The sequence below is a fragment of the Arthrobacter sp. NPDC056493 genome, from assembly GCF_042795115.1.
GTDB lineage: Bacteria > Actinomycetota > Actinomycetes > Actinomycetales > Micrococcaceae > Arthrobacter.
Map to the genome: position 1 here is coordinate 1 of NZ_JBHTSL010000110.1, position 5724 is coordinate 5724.

A 5724-nucleotide genomic window follows, 5' to 3' on the forward strand; every position below is an offset into this window, starting at 1 on the left:
CTTTTTGCTGCCTTCGCCGGGACCGCGCTGCACCGCCAGGAGGTCGCGGCCGTCGGTGCTGCGCTGCCGCTGGGTGCTGTCGCGGCCCTGCTGCTGCTGGCGTCGCTCCAGCTGTTTCTCGGGGCGGCGTTCCGGACGATTATTCCGACGGCGGTGTGCGGCGTGTTCTGTTACGCCCTGGCCGGGTGGTGGTCCGGAATGGAGTCCGGCAAGCGGCTGATCGCGGGGGACCTGGCCGGGAGCATCTGGGTCTACGGGATTGTGGTGGTTACCGTCGGAATGCTGGCCTGGTGCCGGCGGTACCGCCGGTAGCGGACGTGCCGCCGCTAGTCCGCCGTCGGGTCCCGGTGGTGGGCAATCATGAGTGAGGTGGCCTCGCCGTCGTCGTCTGCGGGTAATGCCATATATTCCTCGACGACGGCGCGGAGCTTGCCGAGCATTTCCTCCCGCCGTGTGGCGTTAAACTTCACGCCAAGCCGCCACACCTCGATGTCCTCAGGCGGAAGGTCCCGGATCTCCTGAAGGAACGTCTCGATGAGGATCGGCGAGACGTTGTCCAGCGGCGTGGTCCACGACTTGCGGCTGGCGATGTACGGCACCTCCGTAGCGCCCCGCCGGCCCTTACGGCGATCCTCCGCCAGCAGGAACCCGGTCCGCACCAGGGTCCGGACGTGGTGGAGGCTGGAGGCGGGATTGAGGCCGAGCAGCTCTGCGATTTCCTTGTTGGTCCGCGACTGGTGCAGGCACAGCCGAAGAATCCTCAGCCGCAGCGGTGAACTCAGCGCGCGCCCCTTGGCCACCAGGTCTGCTTCGTCGCCCTCCGGTGGGTGGTTCATAGACGCATTCTAACGAGCAATAAGTGATTGACATATGCCAATTGCTCACCGAAACTAAAGCCGTGACTGCCGAACCCACTGCCGCGGAGCCAGCGGCAGGCCCGCTCTGGCGGGACCGCAACTTCGCGACTTTTTGGACCGGGCAGGCCCTGGGGCAGTTCGGCGCGCAGCTGGGCCAGCTGGCGTTCCCGGTGCTGGCCGTGACCTTGCTTCACGCCTCGGAATTCGAGGTGGGGGTGCTGAACGCCGCAGGCCTTGCGGCGTTCCTGGCGGTCGGTCTGCCGGCCGGGGCCTGGGTGGACCGCTGGCTGAAGCGGAGGACCATGATCTCCGCCGACCTGCTGCGGATGGGCGCCATGGCCGCGGTGCCGATCCTCTGGTGGAGCGGCGGCCTGGAAATGTGGCATCTCTACCTGGTCGCAGGGATCGTGGGGACGGCCACGGTGTTCTTCGACGTCGCCTACCAGAGCTACGTGCCGGTGCTCGTGGCGTCCCCGCGGGTGCGGGAAGCCAACTCAAAGCTTGAAGCGACGGCCCAGTTGGCGCGCATCGGCGGACCCGCCGCCGGCGGTGCGCTGCTGGCGGTCGTGTCGGCGCCGGTGCTTTTCGTGGGCGAGGCCGCGGGTTACCTGCTCTCCGCGGTGTTCCTTGCGCGGACCCGCGACTCGGAGGCGCGTGTTTCGGCGGCCGCACGGCGCCCCCTTCCCGTCGAAATACGGGAAGGCCTCACCTTTGTTGTCCGGCATCCGCTCATCAGCCGCATCGCGGCCTGCACCGGCGGAATGAACTTCTCGGGCATGCTGATCTTTACGATGATGCCTCTGCTGGTGCTGCGAAGCCTCGGGCTGGGACCGCAGGGCATGGGCCTGATCATGACGGTGGGCGCCGCAGGCGGGCTGCTGGGCGCAGTCGCAGCCCCGCGGCTCGCCGCCTGGATCGGCGAGGGCACGGTGATTCCCGCGTGCGCGGTGACCAGTTCGGTCTTTTTGCTGCTGGTGCCGTTCGCAGCGGTCATTTCCGAACCAGGGGTCTCGCTGGCCCTGCTGCTGGTCTCGGAGGTCGGGTTTGGCTTCAGCGTCCTGGTGTACAACATCATGCAGCTCACCATGCGCCAGCGGGTCTGCCCGCCGCGGCTGCTCGGCCGCATGAACGCATCCATCCGGTTTGCCGTGTGGGGCGTGATGCCACTGGCTGCCCTGGCCTCCGGATACCTGGGCGAGCACCTTGGCCTGGTCCCCACCATGCTGATCGGAGCGGCCGGCAGCCTCCTGGCCACCGCCCCGGTCCTGTTCTCTCCGCTGCGAAGGATGCGCACGCTTCCGGACGAGGTGCAGGCGGACGAGGTGTTCGAGGACAGGGCGTTAGGGTCGCCGTGAACCGCGCCGCGGAGGTGCCGGCGGCACCTGTTTGGCGGCCACCACCAGGTCAAGGGGAATGCCGACGTCGGAACTCCGCGTCCGTACGGTGCACTCACTTTGGCCGCACTCAAGGAGGTCTCCCAGCGCGTCCGTAAAACCGCCGTCGATCCTGTAGCGCACCACCACGCGTGTTCCGGCCGGGGCCGTGGCCAGGAACTCCCGGGGCGTTGGTGTTGTCAAACTCACCGGTCCATCGTAAGACCTGTCCGGAGTGTGACGCGCCCCGCTTCGTTCGCGGGACCGGCCTGGGAGATAATAGGCTCTGAAGTGGACAGCCCGGCATGCAGGCCGGATGCAGCAACCGGCCAGTCGCCGGGAACCAACGTGGAGAGGCAAGGGACGTGACGTACGTAATCGCGCAGCCGTGTGTAGATGTTAAGGACAAGGCATGCATTGAGGAGTGCCCCGTCGATTGCATCTACGAAGGCGAACGCTCCCTCTATATCCATCCCGATGAGTGCGTCGACTGCGGTGCCTGCGAGCCCGTCTGCCCGGTGGAGGCCATTTACTACGAGGACGACACCCCCGAGGAATGGGCCGACTACTACAAGGCGAATGTCGAGTTCTTTGACGACCTCGGCTCCCCGGGCGGCGCCGCCAAGGTGGGCAACACCGGCAAGGACCACCCGATGATTGCAGCGCTCCCGCCGCAGAACCAGGACCACTAGGCGGACCCCTTCGTGACTACAGCTGTGCGCAGTTTCGGCCTAAGCCTGCCCGACTACCCGTGGGAAGCGATGGCGCCCTACCTCGCCAAAGCGGCTGAACACCCGGGCGGCGCGGTCAACCTTTCCATCGGCACCCCCGTGGACCCCACACCGCCGGTCATCCAGGATGCGCTGAAGGCTGCCGCGGATGCCCCCGGTTACCCCACCGTCCATGGCACGCCCGCGCTCCGGGAAGCCATCGCCGGGTGGTTTGCCCGCCGCCGCGGTGTGGAGGGGCTCGATCCCCTCGCTGTGATGCCGACCGTGGGTTCCAAGGAACTCGTGGCGTGGCTGCCTTTCCTGCTGGGCCTCAAGCCGGGCGACGTCGTCGTCCGCCCCACGGTCGCATACCCCACCTATGACATCGGGGCCACGTTCGCCGGGGCCACGGCGGTGGCGGCCGATGACCTGGACGACCTGGACCCGGCCACCCGGGCCAAGGTCCGCCTGGTTTGGGTCAACTCCCCGGGCAACCCCACCGGCAGCGTCCGGGACGCAGCCTCGTTGAAGAAGATCGTTGACCAGGCCCGCGAAATTGGCGCGCTCGTGGCCTCCGACGAGTGCTACGCCGAACTTGGCTGGGGGGAGTGGGACCTGCAGCGCGGCGGGCAAGCTGTTCCGAGCATCCTCGATCCGCGCGTCGCTGGCGCCTCCCACGACGGACTCCTCGCCGTGTACTCGCTGAGCAAGCAGTCCAACCTGGCCGGCTACCGGGCGGCCTTCGTCGCCGGGGACGCGGCCCTGATGGCCAACCTCGTCAACAGCCGCAAGCACGCCGGCATGATCGTGCCGTACCCGGTGCAGGAAGCCATGCGCGTTGCCCTGGGCGACGACGCGCACGTTCTGGCGCAGAAGGACCTGTACCGCGGACGCCGGGAGCGGCTCCTGCCGGCGCTGGAGTCCTTCGGCCTGACGCTGCACGAGTCCGCCGCCGGCCTCTATCTGTGGTGCACTGCGGGCGAAGCCACCTGGGACACCGTGGCACGCCTCGCGGAGCGGGGGATCGTGGTGGGCCCTGGCGTGTTCTATGGCGACGCGGGGCACGGCTATGTGCGCGTGGCCCTCACCGGAACCGATGAACGGATCGACGCCGCGGTGGCCCGCCTGGCTTAGGCGGGTTACCGGCGCCCGGGCCGGCGCCGTCTTTGGAGCCGAGACCCCGGATGGGCGACTTTTGACGGTCCGGACGCCGTAACAATGGTGTGACTCGCGCCACAACCGGCCCGTTTTTGGGATAATTCGGCGCTCCCGGATTAGTGGCAGCCCGCAACTGGCGGTAGTTTTTAACTGACTATCAATGGTGGCTTTCTACAAGAAGGCGGCACGGCCGTTGGACGTCCCGCCGTGCGGGATCCCGCGCGGCTCACCTGATGTTGGATCAAGCTTTCTAGGGAGGCCAAGAGGCCTCATGAAGGGGACTCCATGACTGAGACCACCAGCGCAACTGAGACCACCAGTGCGATCCTGCGCCATGCGGGCGGAGAGCTCGAGCTCCCGCGCATCAAGGTTGTTGAGGGAAACGAAGGCTACGACGTTTCCAAGCTACTGAAGCAGACCGGCGCCGTTACCTTCGACCCCGGCTTCATGAACACCGCCGCAACGACGTCGGCCATCACCTACATCGACGGCGACGCAGGCATCCTGCGGTACCGCGGTTACCCGATCGAGCAGCTTGCCCAGCACTCCAGCTTCCTGGAGGTCTCGTACCTGCTGATCTACGGCAACCTCCCCACCCCGGCCGAACTGGACGAATTCGACCAGAAGATCCGCCGCCACACCCTGCTGCACGAAGAGCTCAAGGGCTTCTTCGGCGGTTTCCCCCGCGACGCGCACCCGATGCCCGTGCTGTCCTCGGCGGTGTCCGCGCTGTCTACCTTCTACCAGGACTCGCTGGACCCGTTCAACGACGAGCAGGTGGAAGTTTCCACCATCCGCCTGATGGCAAAGCTGCCGGTCATCGCGGCCTACGCGCACAAGAAGTCGATCGGTCAGCCGATGCTGTACCCGGACAACTCCATGAACCTCGTGGAGAACTTCCTGCGCCTGAGCTTCGGCCTGCCGGCCGAGCAGTACGAGCTGGACCCGGTAGTGGTCAAGGCACTGGACCTGCTCCTCATCCTGCACGCGGACCACGAACAGAACTGCTCCACCTCCACGGTGCGCCTGGTGGGCTCCTCCAACGCCAACCTCTTCGCATCCGTGTCCGCAGGCATCAACGCCCTGTTCGGCCCCGCCCACGGCGGCGCCAACGAGGCCGTCCTGAAGATGCTCCGCCAGATCCAGGCCGACGGCATCAAGCCCGAGGACTACATGGAGAAGGTCAAGAACAAGGAAGACGGCGTCCGCCTGATGGGCTTCGGCCACCGGGTTTACAAGAACTACGACCCCCGCGCCAAGATCATCAAGGCAACGGCACACGAGGTCCTCAGCAAGCTCGGCGGCCACGACGAACTCCTGGACATCGCCATGAGGCTGGAGGAGAAGGCCCTCGGCGACGACTACTTCATCCAGCGCAAGCTGTACCCGAACGTGGACTTCTACACCGGCCTGATCTACAAGGCCATGGGCTTCCCGGAGAAGATGTTCACCGTGCTGTTCGCCATCGGCCGCCTGCCGGGCTGGATTGCCCAGTGGCGCGAAATGATCAGCGATCCCAACACCAAGATCGGCCGTCCGCGGCAGCTGTACATCGGCGAGCCCGAGCGGCAGTACCCCGCCCGCTGAAATTAGCGGAGTACGACGGCGGCCGCCCACCATTCCGGC

At 66.6% G+C, this 5724-nt stretch carries 7 protein-coding genes; 5 read left to right on the forward strand and 2 right to left on the reverse strand.

Annotated features, from left to right (window positions below; genetic code table 11):
- A partial coding sequence (locus tag ACFQ50_RS24210; protein ID WP_377998178.1) for a hypothetical protein occupies positions 1–312 on the forward strand: 312 nt, incomplete at its 5' end.
- 14 nt (positions 313–326) lie between these two features.
- Here ACFQ50_RS24210 and ACFQ50_RS24215 read toward each other — a convergent pair.
- Positions 327–836 (reverse strand): helix-turn-helix domain-containing protein, encoded by a 510-nt coding sequence (locus tag ACFQ50_RS24215; protein WP_377998179.1) that lies wholly within the window; start codon positions 834–836, stop codon positions 327–329.
- A 62-nt stretch (positions 837–898) separates the two neighbouring features.
- On the opposite strand from ACFQ50_RS24215, the gene ACFQ50_RS24220 reads away from it, so the two are divergent.
- Positions 899–2212, forward strand: a complete 1314-nt coding sequence (locus ACFQ50_RS24220; RefSeq protein ID WP_377998180.1) for an MFS transporter — start codon at positions 899–901, stop codon at positions 2210–2212.
- Here ACFQ50_RS24220 and ACFQ50_RS24225 read toward each other — a convergent pair.
- Entirely contained in the window at positions 2198–2440 is a 243-nt protein-coding gene (locus tag ACFQ50_RS24225; protein WP_377998181.1) for a hypothetical protein, read from the reverse strand. The genes ACFQ50_RS24220 and ACFQ50_RS24225 overlap by 15 nt on opposite strands.
- A gap of 155 nt (positions 2441–2595) precedes the next feature.
- Between ACFQ50_RS24225 and fdxA the strand changes: the two genes are divergently transcribed.
- The 3 genes from fdxA (at position 2596) to ACFQ50_RS24240 (ending at position 5685) form a co-directional block, all read left to right on the forward strand.
- Positions 2596–2922: a ferredoxin gene (fdxA, locus tag ACFQ50_RS24230; protein ID WP_026265673.1), complete on the forward strand. Its 327-nt coding sequence runs from the start codon at positions 2596–2598 to the stop codon at positions 2920–2922.
- Positions 2923–2934: 12 nt separating this feature from the next.
- The gene (dapC, locus tag ACFQ50_RS24235; protein ID WP_377998182.1) at positions 2935–4074 is read left to right on the forward strand and encodes a succinyldiaminopimelate transaminase; all 1140 of its coding nucleotides are present in this window, start codon (positions 2935–2937) and stop codon (positions 4072–4074) included.
- Between the two features lie 309 nt (positions 4075–4383).
- Complete coding sequence (locus ACFQ50_RS24240; protein ID WP_377998183.1) at positions 4384–5685, forward strand: citrate synthase; 1302 nt, start codon at positions 4384–4386, stop codon at positions 5683–5685.
- Positions 5686–5724 lie beyond the last annotated feature (39 nt).

What these genes read in the sequence shown, in the direction of transcription:
- ACFQ50_RS24240 (WP_377998183.1), top strand. Translation starts at nt 4,384, where the DNA reads ATGACTGAGACCACCAGCGCAACTGAGACCACCAGTGCGATCCTGCGC.
- ACFQ50_RS24215 (WP_377998179.1), bottom strand. Translation starts at nt 836, where the DNA reads ATGAACCACCCACCGGAGGGCGACGAAGCAGACCTGGTGGCCAAGGGG.